The 17620-nt window shown below is 72.5% G+C and carries 18 protein-coding genes; 3 read left to right on the top strand and 15 right to left on the bottom strand.

The genetic code is table 11. The features are described 5' to 3' along the window. Position 1: 1 nt before the first annotated feature. From shc to FXF65_RS24720, 6 genes are all read right to left on the bottom strand, one after another. A complete protein-coding gene (gene shc / locus FXF65_RS24745) occupies positions 2–1894 on the bottom strand; it encodes a squalene--hopene cyclase (RefSeq protein WP_148352397.1) in 1893 nt (630 codons plus the stop codon). After that, positions 1895–2905, bottom strand: a complete 1011-nt coding sequence (locus FXF65_RS24740) for a polyprenyl synthetase family protein (protein WP_148352396.1) — start codon at positions 2903–2905, stop codon at positions 1895–1897. Beyond that, positions 2902–4257: a hydroxysqualene dehydroxylase HpnE gene (hpnE, locus tag FXF65_RS24735; protein ID WP_246199065.1), complete on the bottom strand. Its 1356-nt coding sequence runs from the start codon at positions 4255–4257 to the stop codon at positions 2902–2904. Before hpnE ends, FXF65_RS24740 begins: the two co-directional genes overlap by 4 nt. Beyond that, positions 4254–5171, bottom strand: a complete 918-nt coding sequence (gene hpnD, locus FXF65_RS24730) for a presqualene diphosphate synthase HpnD (protein WP_148352395.1) — start codon at positions 5169–5171, stop codon at positions 4254–4256. The genes hpnE and hpnD overlap by 4 nt, the downstream gene beginning before the upstream one ends. Beyond that, positions 5168–6031, bottom strand: coding sequence for a squalene synthase HpnC (gene hpnC, locus FXF65_RS24725; protein WP_148352394.1), 864 nt, complete (start codon positions 6029–6031; stop codon positions 5168–5170). Before hpnC ends, hpnD begins: the two co-directional genes overlap by 4 nt. Positions 6032–6175: 144 nt before the next feature. Further along, a complete protein-coding gene (locus FXF65_RS24720) occupies positions 6176–7090 on the bottom strand; it encodes an aminoglycoside phosphotransferase family protein (protein ID WP_148352393.1) in 915 nt (304 codons plus the stop codon). A 37-nt stretch (positions 7091–7127) separates the two neighbouring features. Here FXF65_RS24720 and FXF65_RS24715 point away from each other — a divergent pair, with 37 nt between their 5' ends. Further along, the gene (locus FXF65_RS24715; protein WP_148352392.1) at positions 7128–7895 is read left to right on the top strand and encodes a DUF2804 domain-containing protein; all 768 of its coding nucleotides are present in this window, start codon (positions 7128–7130) and stop codon (positions 7893–7895) included. Here the strand turns inward: FXF65_RS24715 and FXF65_RS24710 are convergent, their stop codons facing one another. The 4 genes from FXF65_RS24710 to FXF65_RS24695 all read right to left on the bottom strand — a co-directional run bounded on the left by FXF65_RS24710 (position 7896) and on the right by FXF65_RS24695 (position 11258). Beyond that, entirely contained in the window at positions 7896–8909 is a 1014-nt protein-coding gene (locus FXF65_RS24710; protein WP_148352391.1) for a MerR family transcriptional regulator, read from the bottom strand. It lies immediately after the preceding gene. A 6-nt stretch (positions 8910–8915) separates the two neighbouring features. Further along, positions 8916–9572 carry a HEAT repeat domain-containing protein gene (locus FXF65_RS24705; RefSeq protein WP_148352390.1) on the bottom strand — a complete coding sequence of 219 codons (657 nt, stop codon included), beginning with the start codon at positions 9570–9572 and terminating at the stop codon, positions 8916–8918. 72 nt (positions 9573–9644) lie between these two features. Then, entirely contained in the window at positions 9645–9929 is a 285-nt protein-coding gene (locus FXF65_RS24700; RefSeq protein ID WP_148352389.1) for a DUF1905 domain-containing protein, read from the bottom strand. A 105-nt stretch (positions 9930–10034) separates the two neighbouring features. Further along, on the bottom strand, positions 10035–11258 hold the full coding sequence (locus FXF65_RS24695; RefSeq protein ID WP_148352388.1) for an LVIVD repeat-containing protein: 1224 nt from the start codon (positions 11256–11258) through the stop codon (positions 10035–10037). 261 nt (positions 11259–11519) lie between these two features. Between FXF65_RS24695 and FXF65_RS24690 the strand changes: the two genes are divergently transcribed. Then, complete coding sequence (locus tag FXF65_RS24690; RefSeq protein WP_187412484.1) at positions 11520–12065, top strand: hypothetical protein; 546 nt, start codon at positions 11520–11522, stop codon at positions 12063–12065. A gap of 2 nt (positions 12066–12067) precedes the next feature. Beyond that, on the top strand, positions 12068–13270 hold the full coding sequence (locus FXF65_RS24685) for a DUF6745 domain-containing protein (protein WP_148352387.1): 1203 nt from the start codon (positions 12068–12070) through the stop codon (positions 13268–13270). A 295-nt stretch (positions 13271–13565) separates the two neighbouring features. Here the strand turns inward: FXF65_RS24685 and FXF65_RS24680 are convergent, their stop codons facing one another. From FXF65_RS24680 to FXF65_RS24660, 5 genes are all read right to left on the bottom strand, one after another. Continuing rightward, positions 13566–14444: a helix-turn-helix domain-containing protein gene (locus tag FXF65_RS24680; RefSeq protein WP_148352386.1), complete on the bottom strand. Its 879-nt coding sequence runs from the start codon at positions 14442–14444 to the stop codon at positions 13566–13568. 311 nt (positions 14445–14755) lie between these two features. Then, positions 14756–16057: a tetratricopeptide repeat protein gene (locus FXF65_RS24675; RefSeq protein ID WP_187412483.1), complete on the bottom strand. Its 1302-nt coding sequence runs from the start codon at positions 16055–16057 to the stop codon at positions 14756–14758. Between the two features lie 289 nt (positions 16058–16346). Further along, positions 16347–16529, bottom strand: a complete 183-nt coding sequence (locus FXF65_RS24670; RefSeq protein ID WP_148352384.1) for a DUF397 domain-containing protein — start codon at positions 16527–16529, stop codon at positions 16347–16349. A gap of 81 nt (positions 16530–16610) precedes the next feature. Beyond that, positions 16611–16796: a DUF397 domain-containing protein gene (locus FXF65_RS24665; RefSeq protein ID WP_148352383.1), complete on the bottom strand. Its 186-nt coding sequence runs from the start codon at positions 16794–16796 to the stop codon at positions 16611–16613. Then, a complete protein-coding gene (locus FXF65_RS24660) occupies positions 16730–17596 on the bottom strand; it encodes a helix-turn-helix domain-containing protein (RefSeq protein WP_148352382.1) in 867 nt (288 codons plus the stop codon). The genes FXF65_RS24665 and FXF65_RS24660 overlap by 67 nt, the downstream gene beginning before the upstream one ends. Positions 17597–17620 lie beyond the last annotated feature (24 nt).

Genomic DNA, 17620 nt, shown 5'->3' with positions numbered 1-17620 from the left:
CTCACGACCCCTTCAGGTAGCGGCCCAGCGCGCTGAGGGGGAACACCAGGCGGTACAGGTGGTAGTTGATGTAGAAGTAGCCGGGGAACCCGGTGCCGGTGAAGTGGTCCTCGTCCCAGGTTCCGTCCGGGCGCTGGTGGTCGACGAGCCAGCGGACGCCGCGCTCGGCGGCCTCCCCCCGCTCCCCGGCGGCGAGCAGCGCCAGCAGCGCCCACGCCGTCTGCGACGCCGTCGACGCGCCGTGCCCCACCCACGACCGGTCGCGGTAGGACCGCAGGTCCTCGCCCCAGCCGCCGTCGTCGCGCTGGTGGCGCTCCAGCCAGCCGACCGCGTCCTTGATCACCGGCTTGTCGGGGCGCACCCCGGCCGCGACCAGCGCGGGGACGACGCTGCCCGTCCCGTACACGTGGTTGGCGCCCCACCGGCCGAACCACGAGCCGTCCGGCTCCTGCGCCTTGAGCAGCCACACGACGGCCCGCTTGACGAGCAGCGAGTCGGCCATGCCGCGGTGCGCCATCGCCTCCACGACGTGCGCGGTGACGTCCGCGGACGGCGGGTCGATCACCTCGCCGAAGTCGCAGAACGGCAGCCTGCGGCACAGCGCGCGGGTGTTGTCGGCGTCGAACGCGGCGAACCCGCCGTCCTTCGACGCCATCCCGGCCATCCAGCGCACGCCCCGCTCGATCGCGGGCTCGGCCAGCGGATGCCGGACGCGGTCCAGCGCGATCACCACCTCGGCGGTGTCGTCGACGTCGGGGTACACGTCGTTGTCGAACTCGAACGCCCACCCGCCGGGCGGCAGGCCGGGACGCCGCACCGACCAGTCGCCGGGCCCCCTGACCTCCTCGCCGATCACCCAGTCCGCGGCCCGCTCCAGCGCCGGGTGCCCGGCGGGCAGGCCCGCGTCGGACAGCGCGGTCATCGCGAGGACGGTGTCCCACACGGGCGACTGGCACGCTTCGAGGCGGCGGCCCTCGTCGTCCCTGATCGTGAACCGTTCGAGGCCGTCCAGCCCGCGCTGGACGACGGGATGGTCGACGCCGTAGCCGAGCAGGTTCAGCGCGATCAGCGAGTACACCCACGGGGGCTGGATGCCGCCCCACGAGCCGTCCCGCTCCTGGCGCGCGACGATCCACTCGGCGGCACGGCGCAGCGCGGCCCGCCGCAGCCCCTTCACCGGACGCCGCTCGTACACGTGCAGCGCCCGGTCGAGCGTGCGGAACGCCATGTCCCAGCCGGGCCGGGCGCGGTCGCGCGGGCGCGGCACGTCGTAGCCGGGGTACAGCTCGTCCAGCGCGAACGGCAGCGGCCGGACGGGACGCAGCGCCGCCACCACCGTCAGCGGCACGATCGTCTGCCGCGCCCAGCACGCGAAGTCGTACACGTTCAGCGGGAACCACCGCGGCAGGAAGATCATCTCGGGTGGCACGACGGGCAGCTCGTCCCAGGGCCAGCGGCCGAACATCGCCAGCCAGAACCGGGTGAACACGCGGGTCGCCGGGACCCCGCCCGCGCTCCGGACGTGCGCGGCGGCGCGGAGCATGTGGTCGGCGTCCGGCGGGTCGCCCGCGAGCCGCAGCGCCACGTACGCCTCGACCGTCGTCGACAGGTCGGGCGGGCCGTCGTGGAAGTTGGCCCAGGAACCGTCCGCCGCCTGCTGCGACCTGATCCAGCGGGCCGCCTCGCGGGTGTCGTCGTCGGTGCGGATGCCGAGGAACTCGCGGAGCAGCATGTCCTCGGCGTCCATGGTGACGTTGGTCTGGAGCTCGCCCTTCCACCAGCCCTGCGGGGACTGGAGGAGCAGCAGGTGCTCGCGGGCGGCGTCCAGCGCGTCCGCCGCCGTGCGCGGCTCGATGGTGTCCGTCGATCGAGGTGTCTGCTGGGTGGCTGTCATTCAGTGGTCCCGGCGGGTGATGAAGTCGGCGATGTGCAGGAACTCGGCGCGGACGGCGTCCGGCAGCCGCGCGGTGACGAGGTGCTCGGCGGCCCGCTGGATCCGGCGCTCGGCCTCCAGCTCCGCCCACGCGCGCCCGCCCGCCGCCTCGACCAGCGGCGGGATCGCGGCCAGCTCGTCCTCGGTCCGCTCCGGCTGCGCGTACAGCTCGGCGAGCCGCTTCGCCTCCGGCCCGTCCGCGTTCAGCGCCGCGACGACCGGCAGCGACATCTTGCGGGACCGGACGTCCGACAGCGCGGGCTTGCCCGTCGCCTTCGGGTCGCCCCACAGGCCGAGCAGGTCGTCGACGAGCTGGAACGCGATGCCGAGGTCGGCGCCGAACGCCTCCAGCGCGTCCGACAGCGGCTCGGGCGCGCCGTCCAGGACGGCCCCGATCGAGCAGGAGCAGGCGATCAGCGCGGCCGTCTTGTCGGACGACATCGTGAGGCACTCGTCCACGCCGATCTGCCGGCGCGTCTCGAAGTCCATGTCGAGGGACTGGCCCGCGATGAGCCGCCGGGTCGTCACCGCCACCGACCGCGCCGCGCGCGAGGAGCCCTGGCCCGGTGCTTCGAGCAGCACCTCCAGGGCGAGCGCGAGCAGCGCGTCCCCGGCGAGGATCGCGGACGGCTCGCCAAACACCGTCCACGCGGCGGGCCGGTGCCGCCGCGTCCGGTCGCGGTCCATGATGTCGTCGTGCAGCAGCGAGAACGCGTGCACCAGCTCGACCGCGACCGCGCCGGGCAGCCCGCTCTCCGGCGGCGCCAGCGCGGCCCGCGCGGACAGCAGCGCCAGCGCGGGGCGCAGCGCCTTCCCGGCGGGCGCGTCGCGCGGGCGCCCCTCTTCGTCGGCCCAGCCGAGGTGGTAGGCGGCGACGCGGTAGGTGCGCGGGTCGAGCCGCCCGACGGCGGCGCGCAGCGCCCCGTCGACCAGCTCGCGGACATCGGTCATCGAGACCGGAACGGCTGTCATCGGTCCCTCACCCCTTCCAGGTGGCGACGGACCAGCCGCGCGGCGGTGAGGCCGCTGCGCACTGCTCCCTCCATCGTGTCTGGCCAGCCCGTGTCGGTCCACGCGCCGGCGAGGAACAGTCCGGGCGCCCGCGTCGCCGCGCCGGGGCGGGCCGCGGCCGAGCCGGGACGCTGCCGGAACGTCGCCCGCCGCTCCCGCGTCACGAACACCTCCCGGACGCCCGCGTCCCGCGCGGCGGGCAGCAGCCGCCGCAGCTCCGGCAGGAACCGGGCGCGCAGCTCGGCGGCGGGCATGTCGATCCAGCGGTCCGCCGCCGACAGCGACACCGCGAGGTACTGGCCGGAGCGCAGGCCGCTCACGGCCGTCCGGTCGAACACCCACTGCACGGGGGAGCCGACGGCGGCGGCGAACGGGGCGTGCCGGGGGACGCGGGCGCCGCCGAACGCCGGGCCGTGCAGCACCTTGCGGTCGTAGACGACGTGGACGTTCACGATCGGGCTGGCGTCCAGCTCGTCCCAGCGCAGCGGGTCGGGCAGCGCCTGCGCGGGCAGCAGCCGCGCCGCCGCCTCGTGCGGCACCGCCATCACCACCGCGTCGGCGGCCATCGGGACGCCGTCCACGACGACCTTCGGGTCGGTCGTGACGGCCTCGACCTTCGCCTTGAGGCGGACCGTCCCGCCCATCTCGGCGATGCGGCGCAGCGCGGGCCCGCCGTGCAGCTCGTCCAGCGGGACGAGCGGCACCCCGATGTCGGCGGCGTCCGGACGGCCGAACAGCGCCCGCCGGCACACCATCGCCGACAGGCCGAGCGCGGCGTCGTCCACCTCGGCGTTCAGCGCGGACGTGAGGAACAGCCCCCACAGCGCCTGCCGGGCCCAGGCCCGCTGGCCGCGCCCGGCGAGCCACGTCCCGGCCGCGACGCCGTCGAGGTCCGGGTCGTCCGGGTCGAGCCGCCGCAGCGCCGCCGCCGCGCGGACGGCCCGCGCCCGGTCGGCGACCGGCAGCGGCGCGTACCGGGCGAGGGCGGGCAGCAGGTGCAGCGGGCTCGGCAGGTTGGAGCGGCGCAGCCGTCCCGGCTCCGTCCCGGGGCGCAGCACCGGCACGTCGAACCGGTCCTGCACGTCCACCAGGTGCTCGGCGCGCAGCCTGCGCAGCAGCCCCTGGTAGGCGGTGCAGCACCGCAGGAACACGTGCTGCCCGTTGTCGACGCGCAGGTCGCCGCGCGCGAACGAGTGGGTGGCGCCGCCGAGCCACGGCCGCGACTCCACCAGCGTGACCGGCACGCCCGACTCCTGGAGCGCGACGGCCGCGCTGATCCCGGCGAGGCCGCCGCCGACGACCACGACGCTCACCGCTCCACCCCCGACATCGCCCGCGCCGCCACCACGGCCTTCTGCCACGTCGGCAGCGACAGCCGGGTGTTCAGCGCGGCCGACGGGCGGGCCGCGATGTTCTCCAGCAGCCGCCGGTAGATGCCCGCCATCGCCGCCGTGCAGGCGGCGCTGCGCCGGTCGAGCAGCGGCAGCAGCCGCAGCCCCTCGGCGTACCAGGCGCGCGCCCGGTCCGCCTGGTAGGCGACCAGCTCGTCCAGCCGCCGGGGCGGGTCGGCGAACCGGCCGGAGTCGTCCAGGGCGAGCGTGCAGCCGAACCGCTCCAGGTCCTCGGCGGGCAGGTAGATCCGCCCGGCGAGCCGGTCCTCGCGCAGGTCGCGCAGGATGTTGGTGAGCTGGAGCGCGACGCCGAGCGAGTCGGCGAGGCCCTCCGCGCGCTGCCTGCCGTCCGAGCCGAACACGCCGAGCGAGAGGCGGCCGACCGTCCCGGCGACGCGCTGGCAGTAGCGCAGAAGGTCGTCGAACGTCTTGTAGTCGGCGCCGCGGACGTCGTCCTCGCAGCCGTCGATCAGCTCGTCGAACGCCTCCAGCGGGATCGGGTAGCGGGCCGCCGCGTCCGCGAGCGCCGTCAGCACCGGGTGGCCCTCCAGCGCGCGGGCGTCCGCGCGGGAGCGCAGCACCTCCTGGACGGTCGCGAGCCGCCGCCGCGACCGGTCCAGCAGGTCGAGCCGGACGCACGCGGGCTCGGGGCCGTCCCCGATGTCGTCGACGCCGCGGGCGAACGCGTAGACCGCGCTCATCGCCCGCCGCTTCGGGCCCGGCATCAGCCGGATCCCGTAGGAGAAGTTGCGGGCCTCCTCGCGGACCACCCGCTCGCAGTGCCGATAGGCGTCCTGGACCCCGTCGGCGCCCGTGCGGACCTCCGAAACCGTCATCGCCATCCCCTTCCCAACCCGCGTGCCCATCCGGCGAGGAGTCCGGCCCGGCGGGGCCGGAGCCGGCGCGCGAGGACGTCGTAGCGGCCGCGCTCCAGCGCGTCCAGCGCGGCGTGCCCCCCGGCCACGTAGCCCGCGACGGCGACCCGGGCCCAGCCGGTCAGCCCCGCCGCCAGCGGCGCGGACCCGCCGTCCAGCAGGTCGCGGGCGCGGCGCGCCTCCAGCGCGAGGACGCCGCGCAGCCGCGTCGGCGTCACCGCGCGGGCGAGGTCGTCCTCCGCGCAGCCGAACCGGCGCAGGTCCTCGGCGGGCAGGTAGATCCGCCCGGCCCGGTGGTCCTCGCCGACGTCCTGGCAGTGCTCGATGATCTGTAACGCGGCGCACACGTCGTCGGACGCCGCCACGAGGCCCGGCCGGTCGGCGCCGAACAGCCGCAGCACGACGCGCCCGACCGGGGCGGCCGACAGCGCGCAGTACCCGATCAGGTCCTCGAACGTCTCGTACCGGTGGACGGTCTGGTCCTGCCGGTTGGCGCGGATCAGGTCGCGGAACGGGTCCGCCGGGATCCGGTGCGCCCGCACCACCGGCGCCAGCCGGCGGAGCTGCGGCAGGGCCGGCGTGCGGTCGGCGTACACCCGGTCGAGGTCGTCGTCCACGAGGCCGAGCAGTTTCGCGCGCTGCTCCGGCGGCGCCTCGTCGCCGATGTCGTCGACGAGCCGCGCGAACCCGTAGAGGGCGCGCAGCCCGGCCCGGTGCCGTGCGGGGAGCAGCCGCGCCGCGACCGGGAAGTTCTCCCGCGCCGCCAGCCGGTCGAGCGCGGCGTCGTGGTCGTCGAAGCTCCAGGGCGATTCAATGATCACCCCCAGAAGATCGTCCGGACCGGCACTAAAGAAACTCTGGCCCAGGTATGGAGTTCTTGAAACGCCGCTTGCCCGGGCCGGACCGTTCCAGAGTCCGCGCCGCCCCGGGGGTTGACCTTCGCCCGGTCGTCCCGGGGCGTTTCCTCAGGTCAGCCGGGGGAGAAGGTGGGACGCGACGGCGAGCGGACCGCCGTCCGGGGCGCCGCCGTCCTCGGTCGTCCACACCTCGGACAGGACGGACACGACGAACCCCCACGCCTCGACCCGCTCCCTCGGCATGCCGAGCCCGTCCGCGAGCTGCTCGATCCGGGCCGGGAGCAGCGTGAGCTTCTCCTCGCCGCGGTCGCCGGGCTCGGGGTTGTAGAGGAGCGCGCCGGTGTCGTAGCCGGGGTCGCCGACGTAGCCGTGCGGGTCGATGGCGAGCCACGGCTCGCGCTCGGCCCGCAGCACGTTGTCGTGGTGCAGGTCGCCGTGCAGGACGACCTGCTCGCCGTCCGCGCTCAGCTCGGCGAGGAGGCCCGCCGCCCGCTCGACCAGGCGCCGGGGGAGCGGGTCGTCGCCGGGGAAGCGGTCCAGGTGCCCGGCGAACGACGCGCCCTCCGTCTCCGCCAGGTCGGGGAGGGCGCAGTCAGCGGGCGGCTTCTGGTGCAGGCGGCGGATCACCTCGACGACGGCGGCGGTGGCCTCCTCGTCCCGGTGCGGGACGAGGTCGCGGGCGAGGGTCCCCGGCGTGGCGCGTTCCAGCAGCAGCGCGCCCCGCTCCGCGTCGTGGGCGAGCAGCCGGACCGCGCCGCGCCCGCCGAAGATCCCGAGCGCCGCCGCCTCGTGCGCGAGGTGGCCCGGCTGGGTCGGGCCCAGTTTGAGGACGGCGCTCGTGCCGTCGCTCGTGGTGGCCTCCGCGACCCAGTGGTAGCTCAGCGCGAAGGGCTCGCCGACGCGCAGGTCCCAGTCGCGGGCGACGGCGGCGGCGGTCCGGGGCAGGTCGTCCAGCCAGCGGCGGCCGTCCGCGCCCCAGGCGCCGAGCGCGTTCCGGACCAGGACGGGAGGGGGAACGATCATGGAGTCCACTCTGCCATCCGCCGGTTAGTCTCGGGTGATGCGCGAGACCGAGATCACCGCACCGGTCGACCTGTGCCTGCCGGACGGCCGCCTGAACCCCGGCGCGGTCGGCTGGACGCGCCGCCCGCTGCACCGCGCGAACCTGCGCGGCTGGGGCCGGACGAAGCGCTGGGAGTACTGGGGCGTCGTCACGCCCCGGCACATCGTCGGGCTGGTCGCGTCGTCGCTGGACTACGCGGCCGTCCAGAGCGTCTACGTGCTCGACCGCGCGACCGGCGAGGAGACCGGGAAGGACGCCGTCGTCCCGTTCGCCCGTGGTGCGGTGTTCCCCGACCGGAGCGGCGCGGGGGAGGCGTCCGTGCGGGGCCGGGAGATGGCGGTCGGGGTCAGGCAGGGGCGGTCCGGCTCGCGGGTGCGGGCCGTGGTGCCCGGCGTGCTGGACCTGGACGTCCGCGTCCCGCTGCCGGACGGTCACGAGTCGCTCGGCGTGGTCGTCCCGTGGAGTTCCCGGCGTTTCCAGTACACGGTGAAGGACGTGGGGCGTCCGGTCCACGGTCGGTTGCGGCTGCCGTCCGGTGAGCACGAGATAGGCGAGGGCGCATCCTGGACGATCACCGGTCCCCGCGTCGAAGCGGAATTCCACCCGTTCCACGTCCGGGCCGCGCGCACGGAACTCGGCGTCGTCGGAACCGACACCCACCAGTGCTTCGGCGAGTTCACCGGGCGCGCTCGGGCCGACGACGGGACCTGGATCGCGCTCGACGGCCTGACCGGCTGGGCCGAGGAGTCCCGCCAGCGCTGGTGATCAGGCTTCCCGGCGGCTGAGGATGTAGGCGGCGGTGAGCGCGACGGCCCGGTCGTCGTCGCGCGCCAGTTCCGCGAGGGCACGTGTCGTGGTGCTGCCCGGGACGTCCGCGAGCGCCTCCGTCAGCCGCCGCCGCGCGGACGGCCCGGCGGCGTCGAGCCGGTCGACGAGCCCGGCGGCGACCTGGTCGGTCAGCGCGGGATCACCGGCCAGGACGGCCAGCGCGTCCGCCGCCTCGACGTCGTTCACCTCCTCGACGATCATGTCGATGAGCGTCGTGACCGCGCCGGCGGCCCCGCGTCCGCCGAGCGCCCCGCGCGCCGCGAGGGCCAGGGCGGCGCGCCTGCGGACCGCGAGGTCGGGGCTCGCGAGGGCGTCCCGCAGCAGCGCCGCCGCCCCGTCGCCCGGGACCTCGGCGACGGCCCGGACGGCGCGCTCCCGCACCCCGGCGACCGGCGAGCCGAGCCCCTCCGCCAGCAGCGGCAGCCCGGCGTCGCCCGACCGCGCGAGCGCCCACCGGAGGGCCCCGGCGACGTTCGTGTCCGTCTCGCTCAGCACCGCCTCGACCAGGGCGTCCACCGGCATCGGGGTCTCGTCGGCGGAGGACAGCGCGGCGCGCTGGCGCGTCCCGGCGCTCTCCGAGCCCAGGGCGTGGAGGAGCGCGACGGTCTGCAGGACGTCCGCCCAGTCGGCGGGGTCGGCGGCGCCGATCCGCTGGAGCCGGGTGAGCAGCTCCGTCTCGCTCGCGATGCGCTCCCGCGTCCGGCGGACGAGGTCGTCGACGAGCCCCGAGGGAGTGAAGCCGGGATCGTCCAGCGCGGACCCGACCTCGCGCAGCGACAGCCCCAGCGAGCGCAGGCTCTCGATGTGGAAGATCCGCCGGATGTCCTCGCTGGAGTACTCCCGGTAGCCCGCCTCGGTGCGCCCGGTCGGCCGCACCAGCCCGAGCGACTCGTAGTGCCTGAGCATGCGGGCGCTCACCCCCGACCGCCGCGCCACCTCACCGATCAGCACCGCCTGTCAGCCCTCCCGCCCCGCCGTGCCGAGGGCCACGAAGCGCTTCGCCTCCTCGACCGCCGTCTCGAACCCGACATCGGGGTCATGCCACAGACGCTCCGTCGCAATCGCGTGCCGGCGCGCGGCCGGGTCGGAATGCGCCGCCGCCGCGCCCAGGACCGGCAGGATCGCCTCGCCGAGCGCGATCAGCGCCCGGCTGAGGCTGAGCCGCGTCTCGCGTCCGCCGCGGCCGAGCTGCGTCGCCAGAACCCCGGCCAGCTCGGGTTCCGCGCCCTCGGGCACGAGCGCGACCGCCGCCCGCCAGGCGCTCCGCGCCACCTCGTCGTCGGCGTCGGTCAGCAGCGCCCGGGTGATCGCGGGCCAGGCCCGCCGGTCCCCGATCTTGGACAGCGTGTGCAGCGCCTGGCTCCGCGCCTGCGCGCTCTCCGAGCCGAGCTCCTCGATCAGCCGCGGCACCGTCAGCTCGGACGGATGCCGGTTGAGCGCCCACGTGAGTATCTCGCGCACGAAGAACTCGGGCTCGACCTCGGACCTTTCGATCAGCTTGCCGACGAACCCCGCGTCCGGGTTCGTGCCGACCGCCATCGCCGCCTTCAGCCGCACCTGCGGGTCGTCGCTCTCCAGCGCCCGGAGTGCCCGCCCCACGTCCTGCCCGCTCATCGGACCACCTCCTCGGCACAGTGAAGTCCTTGCCACCGTGTCAAGGTCAAGCGGTGTCAAGGTCAAGCGGTCCTACCCCAGGCGTTCTGTCAGGTGAACGGTGATGTCGTCGCCCTCGTCCTTGCCGAGGACCCGGCGGAGCTCCGCCTTCACGGCCAGTTTGTGGTTGCCGTCGCCGAGCGCCATGAACGAACCCTGGAACGGATGGCCGTCGATCGTCCCCTTGACCTTGACGAGGCCCCGCGTCTGGAAGAACTCCGCCGACTCGGGCCAGATCACATAGGTCCAGCCGCCTTTGGCGGGGCTCTTCCGCAAGGTCGCTGTGAACTTCTTGTCGAGCGCGTGCTGCTTCGTCATTTCGCGTCCCTTCCTCGTGGCTCACGGGTGGAGACCGTCCGGGACGCCGGAACTCATCGGTGCATGGGTCGCCCCCGCGTGGGCGCGCGGGGGCGACCCCGGGTTCTACGGGATCTGGGACACCTTCAGCGCGAACACCTGCCGCGCGTCATTCGTCTCGGTGTGGCACCAGAGCCAGTCCTTGTTGACGTCGTAGGAGACGTCCTCCGGATAGGGAGGCAACGTGATCGGGTACTGGACGTAGCTCCCCGGCTTCCAGGTGAGCAGGTCCCCGGCCGCGTTGTTGGAATTGCTGCGCACCAGGTAGAACTTGCCCTTGATGCACGTCCCGCCCTGCATCCGATCGATGTCGACCACCGCCGCGAACGACGGCTCTGCCACGCCCGAGGTCTCCTTGAGCTTGCGGGTCGTGGCGTCGATGTCCCACTTGAACAGGCGGCTCGCCCTGTCCGCCGTCTCCATGAATTCGCCGATGACGATGCTGTCGGGGGTCGACGTCCGGTCGAGAGAGATCCAGGAGTACTGCACTTCCGGCTGGTTGTGCACGATCGAGTTGTACGAGGACGACTGCGGCAGGACGAAGGCGTAGTTGTGCGCTTGGTACGTTCCGTCGGGCTGCCGTCCGATCTTGTCCTGGTCGCCGTTGGACGTGACCGCCAGCAGATCCTTCATGTCGAACACCCGCAGGCCGTTGTAGGTGTCCGCGACGTACAGCAGGTCGCCGTACCACATGATGCCGCCGGCGTGGATCTTGATGGCCTTGAAGTCGGGCGTGAGCACACTGCCAGTCGGCTCTACCAGCAGGACGTGCCGGTAAGCGGGCTTGGACGGGTCCGTCATGTCGACGAAGCTGACCCGCACGCCCTTGTTCGTCGCGTGCTTGCTGTACCAGGACGCGAGCTGGACCTCCCGTCCGTTGTACTTGCCGTCCTGGTGGTAGTCGGCGCTGGTCGTCAGGCCCTGCGGGATCCAGTTGTCGTCGTTGCGGTCGCCGTCCTGCCAGAACCAGTGGTCGGCGCGGGGCGGGGTGTCCGGGAGCCCCCCGTCCGTGCCGTGCCGGTTGGCGGAGTCGAGGACCTGGTCGACGCTGCGGCTCGGGAGCGTCCGCTTGAGCGCCTTGACCAGGTCGGCCCACTTGATGTCGCGGTCCAAGGGCTTCTCCATGAAGACGAGCCCGAAGTTGTCCTTAGGCGGGTAGGTGACGTCGAGCAGGGACGTCCGGGGGGACGGCCCGGCGAGCGCCCCCGCCCCGTCCAACGCGCTCCCGAGCGCGAACACGGCCGGAGCCGCCGCCATGCCCTTGAGCAGAGTCCTCCTCTTGATCATCATGCCCGCACGGTAAGCATCCCGACATTTCATGATCAATACCCAAGATCACCTCAACTCCGACCAGGCCGGTCAGACCGCCTGTCCACAACCGGCCCCGCCTCCGCCGCGCGGACGCCGCGACGCCGCGACGCCGTGCGCTTTCACTGCCCTCGGCACCCCGAATTCGTCACTTTCCACGGTCGGGTCAGGCGCCTCGAAAATCAGTTTCCCGTGGAGGCGGGCGGCGCTAAATTTCTTGGAAAGCACTTCGCGGGAGGCGATGTGAAACTTCTCAGCAACGTGCGGTCGAATGGCGCCGACCTGGCTCATCTGGCCGCCGAACTCGACATTCCCACGATCGCCGGACTCCAGCACCAGGGCGACGTTTCCGTGATTCCCGCCGCGATGGCGGCGGACGGTCTCGGGCGTCCCACGGCGCAGGTCCCGGCGGCCGGTGTCGCCGTGGTCCGCGGCGAGGCGGGCGGGCACACGCACCTTCTGCTCGCCTCGGGCGACGTCCGGTACGACGTCCACGACGGCGCGGCGGACGACATCACCCTCGGGTCGCTGGAGGTCGGCGAAGGCGCGACCGCGTGGCTCGACCACCCGGAGCACGGAAACACCGGAATCGCTCCCGGCCTGTACGTGCTGCGCCGCAAGCGCGAGATGGCGCCGCGCGTGTTCACTCCCGAGACCCGGCGCAAGCGGGAGCAGGCGCGCAAGCTGGCCCGCAAGCAGGCCGTTCGCGACCAGGCGGCTCGTGAGCAGGAGGCGCGCGAGCAGGCGGAGCGTGAGCAGTTCGCGTCCGTCCGTTTCGTCGCGGACTGATCATGGTCGACCTGCGCCCCGCACACGGCCACGTCCCGCCGCCGACCGCGGAGCAGCAGGCCCTGCTGTCGGCGGTGCGGGACGAATGGGTCGCGCACGGCCTCGCCACGGGCCCGGCCGACCGGGCGGCGGCCGAGGCGGGCGTCCGGGACGTCTACCTCGGCGCCGGCCGGCGGCCGCCGGAGCACGTGATCTGGCTGGGCTCGCCGATGGCGGGCAGCATCGGCGCCGACATCCGCGCGGGCCGCCGCGCGCTCGTCACCCGGCGGGCGTGGCGGACGCTGCCGGAGGCGTCCGCCGACGCCGTCGTCGGCCGGGTGCCGGAGGACGACCCGGAAACCGACCTGATCATGCTGGACCCGCTGCCGTCCGACCTCGACGCCCTGGAACGCGACCCGCGCTGGAGCGGGCCGCTGTCCCGGCTCGGCCGAGAGGTGGCCGCCGCGGTCGAGCCGGGGCTCGACGAGCCAGTCGGCTCGGCTGTCGACCAGGTCGCCGCGACCTGGCAGGACGCGGAGCGGCTCCCCGAGGTGGGCGCCCTGCCCCGACTGGGCGCCCACCGCCCGCGGATGCTGCGGCAGCTCGCCCAGCTCGCCTACCTCGAACGGTGCGGCGTCTGGGAGCCGGACCGCCACGGCCGCGGCCTGCTCCAGGTCGGACGGTCGGCGGGGGAGTGGTGGCCGATGCGGAACAGCGTGATCCTCACCGAACGTCCGACCGAACTGCACCACGACACCGAAGGGAGGCTCCACCATCCGAGCGGACCGGCCGTGCGGTACCCGGACGGCTGGTGCCTGTGGGCCTGGCACGGCGTCCTCGTGCCGCGCGAGATCGTCGAGGACGACGTCCCGATCGCCCGCGCCGTGTCGCTGCGCAACTCCGAGCAGCGCCGCTGCGCCGTGGAGATCCTGGCGGGCCGCGCCGGGTGGCGCCGGGTCGTCACCGAGTCGGGCTGGCCGCGGGTCGGCCGCGAGGCCCCGGACCCGGGCAACCCCGGCCAGGTCCTCAGCCTCTGGTGCGTCGAGGAGCTGTACGACGACCACCTGCACCTGCTGCTGATGACCAACGGAACGCTGGAACGTGACGGCACTCGCCGCGAGTTCGGCGAACTGGTGCCCGGCTGGATCCGCGACCCGATCCAGGCCGCCGCCTGGCAGATCGGCCTGACGTCCGACCAGTACCACGAGACGACCCGCCGAACCTGATCCCGGCCAGTCGTTCGAGAGCGTTCTGGGCACCGTTCGTGACCTGCGCTGACCGGCCCCGTACGAACCCGTACGGGGCCGGGTCGTCCTTCTCGCCGACGGCTGGACGAGATTCGCTCCGTGCCTTCCGGCCGCGGGCCTTTCTCAACATAGAGCCGGGTTAACCTCATGAGCAGACGTGGGGGGCGGCGTCCTGGAGCCCGAAGACCAAGACCTGCTCACCCTGGATCGACAGCGACGGCGCCGATACCGCCGCGATCTTGGTCGCACTCCCGGTCTGCGGCGGCCGTCACCGTCAATGGCAGGGCACGATCGGGCTCTCGTATTCGCAGTTCTTCCAGCCGGCCTGGGCGCCATTCGTGCCGGGTCCGGAACCGGCGGACGGTGTAACCGGCGAATACGGCTCGGGAAGCTCCTGAGCGGGTGTCTCGCCCGGCGGGGGCTTGCGCGGCGCCGCGCCGGACCGGTCGACGGGACGGGAGGTGGGTTTCGGGTCGGAGGCATCGGTCGGCTTGGTCCCGGACGCCCTTCGGGTCGGCTCCGAGCGCGTGGCCGGAGGCGTCGAGCCGGACGGCGCCGAAACGCCCGGCGACGGGGACGTCTTGGGAGGCGCGGCGCTCTCGCCGTCCGGGCCCCCGGCGTTCATGAGAACGACCGCCGTGACCGCGGCCGACAAGGCCATCAGCAGCACGGTGACGGCGGAGTGCCGCCGAACACTCCCGCGCCGCGAAACCGTCCGACCAGCCGCGGGTACTGGCGGTATCCGGGGAGCCGGTGTGAAGATCGGCTCCGTGGGCTCGGTGAGCTCCGGCTCGGACGCGGTCAGGGCATCGTGGTCCTCCCGCGCCGCCCGCGTCAGCTCCGGCTCGACCGGGCCCTCCGACCGGCGAGCGGACTCGACCGCGAGCCGCCGCCGCTCCCCGACCCAGACGGCGACCCCTTCTCCGTCGCACCCGCACGCCTCGGCGAACACGGCGACGAAATCCTCGCGCGGCAGGCACGACTGGTTGAGCACCGTGGCGATCGTGCTGTGCGGAAGGCTTTTCCCCAGGTCACTCGCGCGTTTCGCGAGCGTGCGGTAGGACTGGCCGGACCATGCCTTCAACAACCGCATTTCCTCGACGAAATGCTCGGGCGTGGTCGCGCCCTCCGGGGTCGGCGACGCATGCTCCATGAGGCCCCCTGACAACGACGGAACACGAACCGAATTCGCCGTACCGCGAACGGTAACGACGAATGGCCCGATCGCTCCGATTATGTCGCACAGAGAGGCACCGCAGAAGCGTAAACGAAACACCACACGATGACGCGCCCGCCGGGGCGCCCATGACGTCGGGACGTGCCGCGCGCCGACGCCAGCCCTCAGAGCTGATCATCCACGTGCGGCGACTGCCGTGCCGTGGACGCTCCCTTCACGGCACCGAGCGCGGAGTAGGGCATTTGGGATCGCCCTTCCCCGCGCTCGGTTGACGCCCTTTCCAGTGATCAGGTGGCTTTGCCGCGGGCGACGTAGACGTTCATGTCGGTGAAGTCGAGGGTGATGTTGAACGGCTTGTAGAAGCTGTGCGCGAAGTGGGCCAGGACGTCGAACCCGTAGTCGCCGGGCGCGGCGTTCTGCGCGTCCGCGAGCCGGAAGCCGCCTGCCCCGCCGCCCTTGTCCGTGTAGCAGTAGGCGTGCCTCGCGACGGCGTCGCCGAGGCGGACCTCCTTCGGGTAGCACGGATAGCTGACCACCGGCTGGCCCCCGGCGAAAGCCTCCAGCGGACGGTCGTAGTCGGTGCGGATCCGCAGTCGTTCGGCCGTTTCCGCGGAGATGCCCGCGACCTGCTCACCGGTTCCACCGAGATCCAGAGCGATCACCCGGGACCCGGAGTCGGCGACACTGCCCCGGCTGTGGAGCAGATGCTCACGCGCCAACCACAGCGGCAGAGGCTTGGCCCCCGCCCGCGCGGCGTCGGCACGCGCCCTCCTGGCGGCTTCCGGCGTCCGGCGACGCAGGATCAGCGCCCGCCCCGCGTAGTCGACGGTGGTCAGGAAGTGGTACAGGATCCACGTGCCGATAAGGCCGTCGTTGCTCTGACCGGGTGCCTCCTCGTCCGACTCCGACCACTGCACAGGGAAGTTGCGCAGTTCGATGCCGCCCAGCTTGAAGGAGTCGAGCACCCCGAAGTACATCCAGAGGGTGTGGCCCGCGTACTCGATCTTCTGGCTGGCGACCGCGCTCAGCCCGGCCTCCTTGGCCACTTTCGCGGAGAGCCCCAGCCACGGGACGCGGGTGTAGAACGTGAACCGCTTCGGCGGCCCACCGTTGACCGATGCCTCCAGGATCGGAAAGGGATCCATTTCCGACCACGGCAGCCGCCCGACGTCGCCCTGGACCTGATACGGCTTCCCCTTCACCGCCGCGAACCATTTGGCGGTGACGTCCTCACCGCCCGCCTGCCAGTGCGGCGCGGCGAGGGAGAGCTTGTCCTGCCGGGTGTAGCAGTCGGCCAGAAGCAGGTGGGCGTCCTTGTCGTCGGGCGCCGATCCGAGGGCTATCGAGAGATATTTCTCAGCCTCGGGGAACCTATTGCTCAGCAGCCCCACGTAACCGCGCTGACGTGCCGCATGCACATTCTTGGGGTCTGTCTTCAATATCTCTTCGTAGGCGCGACCGGCCTGCTCGAACTCCCCGGCCCTGAACAGCGCGTCCGCGTCACCGCCTTCGGCTCGCGCGGTGCCCGTCCCGCCCAGCAGCGGCCCGGTCGCGGCGGCCCCGGCCACCACGGCGGCACCCCGGAGCACCGAACGCCGATCCCATCCTCGGTCACCAACCACGCTCTCGCCCTTCTCGCGATCACGTCCCGAAACCGAGGCACGCCCCGGCACGGACCCTGTGGCCCGTGCCAACACCGAAGACGAGAGCCCGTTACACCGGCGTATGCGTTTTCCAATACACCCGCGATACACCGAACCCGCCACCATGCATTCCTGTGCGGTCCCGCAACGAACGCCACTGCCGCTGATCACGACGGAGCCGGCGCCACGGTTCCATCGTGAGCAGCAGGGGAGCTGGGTTTTTGTTGGTGGGAGATCAGTGCGTGAGGGCTGCCAGCAAGGCTGCGAATTCGTCTCGACCCATGGTCAGCGTGGGGCCGTCCGGGTTCTTGCTGTCGCGGACGGCGACGACTCCGGGGGCCGATGCCAGTTCGCCACACTCGCCGCCGTTGGAGGCACTACGGGACGACTTGCGCCAGACAAGATCGTTAACGTCCACTTTTCCACCTATGAGGTCAGCCGAGCGGTTGACGGGTAACGCCAATCGGGAGGTTGAGCGGTCGGCCTCTTGACGGGCGTACTAGCGCTTGAGGGCCGTCATAAGGGCTGCGAATTCGGTGCGTGCTAGGAGTAGTTTGGGGCCGTCGGGGTTTTTGGAGTCCCTAATGGCGGTCAGTCCGTTGGAGAGTGCGGTCAGTTCTACGCACTCGCCTCCGGTCGAGGTCGAGCGGCTGGCCTTTCGCCAGACGATCTTGCCTGTTTCCACGTCGTCGCCTTTCCGCGGATTTCGTCCAACGACTGCGCCACCGGGAGCGCAAGCCCTTGAACCTGCCGTAGTGCTCTGCCGAAGGCTACTAGGTCGGTCGGCTCGGCCATCGTGAACCCGCGTGCCAGCGTCTCGACGTAGGCCACCTGCTGCATGTCTTCGAGTGTGGCGATCGTAAAAGGATGAGTGTTACCCAGATGCGTCCCCTCTGAGGAAACGATCTGGATCTGCATTCCCTCCTCGATCTTCATGGCGAGATGTTCGAGCTGCTCGACCATGACGTCTGGAGTTCCGACAGGGCGGTCGAGTGTCTGCGTATCCAGCAGGAACGTGGCATCCGGCGGAGGCGGGTCCGAGCGGGTGAAGATCGCCTGCCGGGACATTCGGGCCGTCACCGCGTCCTTGTCGCCATGGAGGATCGCTTCGGCATAGGCGGGCACCTGGAGCAGTCCATGGACCACGGACAGGCTGTAGGACGCGAGGACGACCGCATCCCCTTCTACCGCGACCCAGTCGAACCAGGCTGGGAACGTCGCGTCCATCGCCAGGTCGTGCCACAGGGCGAGCAACTCGCCCCCGGCCTCCAACACTTCGTCCATCTCGGCTGCGAACTTCTCAGTGCATCTGGCGCGGCCGTTCTCGATCGCTCCGATGTATTGGGGCTTCACGCCCGCGCCGCCGTGGGCGCGCAGGGCAAGGCCCTCCTGAGTCCAGCCCTTCGCGTCGCGGAAGCGCCGGAAGCGTCTCCCGAATGCGATCAGCGTTGGGCTCGTGCTGCTCCTCGTGCGGCGTGTGGACATGAGTCTCTCCCGGGGGTGTCTCAC

The sequence above is a fragment of the Actinomadura syzygii genome (genome assembly GCF_008085905.1).
Taxonomy (GTDB): domain Bacteria; phylum Actinomycetota; class Actinomycetes; order Streptosporangiales; family Streptosporangiaceae; genus Spirillospora; species Spirillospora syzygii.
Note: the sequence above shows the minus strand (reverse complement) of the source record. Positions and strands in the feature narration are given on the sequence as shown.

What these genes read in the sequence shown, in the direction of transcription:
- shc (WP_148352397.1), bottom strand. Translation starts at nt 1,894, where the DNA reads ATGACAGCCACCCAGCAGACACCTCGATCGACGGACACCATCGAGCCG.
- FXF65_RS24740 (WP_148352396.1), bottom strand. Translation starts at nt 2,905, where the DNA reads ATGACAGCCGTTCCGGTCTCGATGACCGATGTCCGCGAGCTGGTCGAC.
- hpnD (WP_148352395.1), bottom strand. Translation starts at nt 5,171, where the DNA reads ATGACGGTTTCGGAGGTCCGCACGGGCGCCGACGGGGTCCAGGACGCC.
- FXF65_RS24720 (WP_148352393.1), bottom strand. Translation starts at nt 7,090, where the DNA reads ATGATCGTTCCCCCTCCCGTCCTGGTCCGGAACGCGCTCGGCGCCTGG.
- FXF65_RS24715 (WP_148352392.1), top strand. Translation starts at nt 7,128, where the DNA reads ATGCGCGAGACCGAGATCACCGCACCGGTCGACCTGTGCCTGCCGGAC.
- FXF65_RS24705 (WP_148352390.1), bottom strand. Translation starts at nt 9,572, where the DNA reads ATGAGCGGGCAGGACGTGGGGCGGGCACTCCGGGCGCTGGAGAGCGAC.
- FXF65_RS24700 (WP_148352389.1), bottom strand. Translation starts at nt 9,929, where the DNA reads ATGACGAAGCAGCACGCGCTCGACAAGAAGTTCACAGCGACCTTGCGG.
- FXF65_RS24695 (WP_148352388.1), bottom strand. Translation starts at nt 11,258, where the DNA reads ATGATGATCAAGAGGAGGACTCTGCTCAAGGGCATGGCGGCGGCTCCG.
- FXF65_RS24685 (WP_148352387.1), top strand. Translation starts at nt 12,068, where the DNA reads ATGGTCGACCTGCGCCCCGCACACGGCCACGTCCCGCCGCCGACCGCG.
- FXF65_RS24680 (WP_148352386.1), bottom strand. Translation starts at nt 14,444, where the DNA reads ATGGAGCATGCGTCGCCGACCCCGGAGGGCGCGACCACGCCCGAGCAT.
- FXF65_RS24660 (WP_148352382.1), bottom strand. Translation starts at nt 17,596, where the DNA reads ATGTCCACACGCCGCACGAGGAGCAGCACGAGCCCAACGCTGATCGCA.